This is a genomic window from Trichocoleus desertorum AS-A10 (genome assembly GCF_039962155.1).
Taxonomy (GTDB): Bacteria; Cyanobacteriota; Cyanobacteriia; order FACHB-46; family FACHB-46; genus Trichocoleus.
In genome coordinates, this window is record NZ_JAMPKN010000119.1 from 1 (window position 1) to 3358 (window position 3358).

5 protein-coding genes are annotated in these 3358 nt (G+C 48.7%); 2 read left to right on the forward strand and 3 right to left on the reverse strand.

Going from position 1 to position 3358, the window contains the following annotated elements; genetic code table 11:
* Positions 1–230: 230 nt before the first annotated feature.
* Positions 231–578 carry a hypothetical protein gene (locus tag NDA01_RS31585; protein WP_348231169.1) on the forward strand — a complete coding sequence of 116 codons (348 nt, stop codon included), beginning with the start codon at positions 231–233 and terminating at the stop codon, positions 576–578.
* Positions 579–697: 119 nt separating this feature from the next.
* On the opposite strand, the gene NDA01_RS31590 is transcribed toward NDA01_RS31585, so the two are convergent.
* From NDA01_RS31590 to NDA01_RS31600, 3 genes are all read right to left on the reverse strand, one after another.
* On the reverse strand, positions 698–1120 hold the full coding sequence (locus NDA01_RS31590) for a DUF3037 domain-containing protein (RefSeq protein ID WP_348231170.1): 423 nt from the start codon (positions 1118–1120) through the stop codon (positions 698–700).
* Positions 1098–1880 carry a HipA family kinase gene (locus NDA01_RS31595; protein WP_348231171.1) on the reverse strand — a complete coding sequence of 261 codons (783 nt, stop codon included), beginning with the start codon at positions 1878–1880 and terminating at the stop codon, positions 1098–1100. The genes NDA01_RS31590 and NDA01_RS31595 overlap by 23 nt, the downstream gene beginning before the upstream one ends.
* 121 nt (positions 1881–2001) lie before the next feature.
* Entirely contained in the window at positions 2002–2274 is a 273-nt protein-coding gene (locus tag NDA01_RS31600) for an IS4/Tn5 family transposase DNA-binding protein (protein ID WP_348231172.1), read from the reverse strand.
* 470 nt (positions 2275–2744) lie between these two features.
* On the opposite strand from NDA01_RS31600, the gene NDA01_RS31605 reads away from it, so the two are divergent.
* A complete protein-coding gene (locus NDA01_RS31605) occupies positions 2745–2918 on the forward strand; it encodes a hypothetical protein (protein WP_348231173.1) in 174 nt (57 codons plus the stop codon).
* Positions 2919–3358: the final 440 nt, after the last annotated feature.

Consider the following 3358-nt stretch of genomic DNA (forward strand, 5'->3'; position numbering starts at 1 on the left):
TGTTGAGCCAAGAGAAGACTGCCAAGGGGGGAATGAAGGCCAAGCGCCTCAAAGCAGGCTGGGATAATGATTATCTGGCTAAAGTCTTTGCTCAATAAGATGCGTTTGCCCTGATTGCCTCGCTAACAGGTTGGGATTATATCGTCAATGCCCTATCTGTAGCAGGTATTTCTTGAATTGGTATCATCCCTCCCTCAGACCACTTCTGTATCTGGACGTAGCAGGCATGGTTGCAGCAGTTCAACAGAACCCCAGTTGAGTTTGAGCAACACTTTGCTGAGATAGCTACAGCAGAAAGGTTGTGGCAGCTCATCATCAGTATGAGTGGGGAGGGCGATCGAGCTTTGTATGAAAGTGAACCGTTTAGCACCGCCTACCAACGGGCCCTACAGGAAGGCTTCTCACAAGGTGGCCAAGGATATGCCCGAGATCTAGTCAATGCCCTTCTATGGACCGTAGACGTAGAGAATATTACCGTTCCCGCCGATCTCTGGTATGGCGCTTTGGATACGAGCACGGTGCACTCCCCTGATTTTGGCGTCACCCTCGCGCTTACAGCATGCTTCTCATACCATTGATCCCCAAGCAGGCGGATCTAATTCTCTGGACTAAAGCCGGAGACATTCTCTCACAACTAAAATCTCATGTGTCCACTGACTGACGTTTCTGCAAATCCACAGACCTTAACTCTGAGGGATTAAGCCGTACGGATGGCCGTCATTTTGTTTTGCTTGCATGGACGCACCATGGTATCGAGGAGATGCTCGATCACATGGGGTAGGCTGGGGCAAAGACCTGTATGGACTCGCGATGTCTGGATTACCGTGCTCCGAGGAGCCACAATCCAGTGGAAGCGATCGCGTTGAGGCAACCGACCAATGGGTCCAGCGGGTTCACCGCCCACACAAATGAGGGGAATAGCAGCGAGGTAGTCTCGAATGACTTCAAGATCAAGGGTGGAGTCGAGCGCCATGAGTCGTTGCTCGTCAAGCTCAATCCGAGCTCCGAGAAATTTGTGGCTGGCGCAGGAAACGACCACCCCCACATTGACAAACTCTTCGCGCTCCACTCTAGGAACGACACGGATGATGGCGTAATCATACGCTAAGAGATCGGGCACGAATAGCTTCCTCCAGAAAAGTACGCGGCGCTTCTAATCGTCTCATCAAGTACTCGACATAGGCTGCTCGATGTTGCTGACTTCCATTGAACAGGGACTCTTCTACGAGCCAAGCATCCGGAATCAGCTGCACAATGGACTCAATGAGGCTGGGTGTCAACTGTTCCGTTATTTTCGCATCTACCTCCCGTAGAGTGCTAGCGCTGTGGAGTAACACATGGTCCTTGATAGCTGCAAAGGGGGTGCGGCTCCGTTCTAGGTAGTTGCTCCAGGTGTGATGGAAGTAGAGAGCTGCACCATGATCGATGAGCCACAGTCGTCGGTGCCACATCAACATATTGGTGTTCCGCGCTGTGCGATCGATGTTCGTCACATAAGCATCAAACCAGACAATTGAAGAGGCGAGGTCTGCCTCAGGTTTCGCCGCAATGGGGTCAAATGTCACAGAACCGGGTAGGTAATCGAGCGCCAGATTCAGCCCGACACTAGCTCGAATCAAGTCTTGAATTTCTGGGTCAGGCTCAGTGCGGGCAAGTTCAGGATTGAGATGAACCCAGACAATCTCAGGAACAGGCAGCCCTAAAGCTCGAGCAATCTCCCCTGCCACCAACTCTGCAATCAGTGCTTTCGCGCCTTGGCCTGCCCCTCGAAACTTCAGCACATACAGGCCATCATCATCGGCTTCTACAATGGCTGGTAGCGAGCCCCCTTCGCGCAGTGGTGTGACATATCTAGTCGCAGTAATAGTTCGTAAGCTCATCTTTTGCCACCACACTCCGAGCTGTTTTGAGTAGAGCCAGTCAATTAGTTAACAATTGCTCTTAAACGAATAAAAGAGCCTAAAGTTAAGACGATCGTGCTCTAGTAACAATTGTATAAGCCTACTCACTCGTGTCCTGGATCGCCAATACCGTCTGGCAGCACCCCATCCGCTGCACTGTCCGCCGCTGATGTGGGCTCAATATCTCGCGATCGCTTACCCGCGCATTGTCCCAAAACTCATACACCCCTTGCACCGCAGATTCATCTCGACTTGCTTGCGGCACACTTTCATTGGGACGTGCCACTAAGTCTTCCACGATCTTCACCAGCCGTCGATTCCGCCGCACATCCCCTAAATCTACATCCCATAACTCCTCTGCACCCCAACCCATCTCCAACTTCTCGCAGCATCTGCGCAACACCTGACTTACAACTGACCATCTGGACGCAAGACGAAAATTGGATTGCATATACATTGCAGATTCCCAGTGCAGCAACATCTGCCACACGGCTGCCGCACAAAACTTTCATCCTTATCCATTTGCTGCCAGTTTTTTAGACCCAAGACCACAGCGATCGCTCTCAAAAGTACAAATTTTTGTTAAAATCCACTCTCCCTAACTGGCCTCAAACCCTTACGCCTAAAGACATTCAACCGCTTTTTATTGGCAATTGACCATTCTTGAAGCTATCTCTAAATCTCTTCGATTAACGAAAAATACCGTGATGGTTGGTCATATTAAACCTGTACTTTCGTTAAATTCGCGATCCCGCAAAGGGCGAAAGGGAAAGGGGCGATCGCTCAAATACAGACTGCATATAACTTTTACCGATTATTCTATTTGTGAAGAAAGATATGACAATGCATAGCGTTGTATCTACCATTGGCGGAGTATATCGTTTGGTCTTGTCTGGGGCTAATACTGCCATGATGAACCTGTATCCCTTTCTTGAGCCAGTCGTCCCAGTTCAACTAACACGGCTCATGGCAGCTCCACGGACTGAGCCGCCTCTGGAATCGGGCGATCGGCTATGATTCAGAAATTGATTGCCGCCGTTCAACTACAACGTTAGACTGCTAGCGATACTGAGTCCTCTGAGAGTTTTCTTGCTTCTCCTAAATGCTTAGACTAAAGATTTTTAGCCATGAACCGAACTATTGCCAGTAAGTTTATAAATTTTTTGCCAATCGCTGGAATGTCCATCTTGTTTTGTTCGCTTTTCATAAAATGGTTCTCATACGGCTATATAGGTGACGGTTTTAGTCTGGAGCTAAGTTACATCGACTGGTTGAAACGAGGCGATGTAACTTTTTACTATTTGTATTTTTTATGTCTTTCCTTTGCAACCTATTTTTTGGTTGCTAGGACGTGTTTTAAAACCCTAACCTAGAATGGAAATAACCGTATTTCAAAGATACCTAATAGACATTGGTCGCACGCAATCCAATCTCGCGAAAAGACTTAACCAATCAAC

Excerpts from the sequence above, each read along its gene's own strand:
- NDA01_RS31605 (WP_348231173.1), top strand. The coding sequence starts at position 2,745 with ATGCATAGCGTTGTATCTACCATTGGCGGAGTATATCGTTTGGTCTTG.
- NDA01_RS31600 (WP_348231172.1), bottom strand. The coding sequence starts at position 2,274 with ATGGGTTGGGGTGCAGAGGAGTTATGGGATGTAGATTTAGGGGATGTG.
- NDA01_RS31595 (WP_348231171.1), bottom strand. The coding sequence starts at position 1,880 with ATGAGCTTACGAACTATTACTGCGACTAGATATGTCACACCACTGCGC.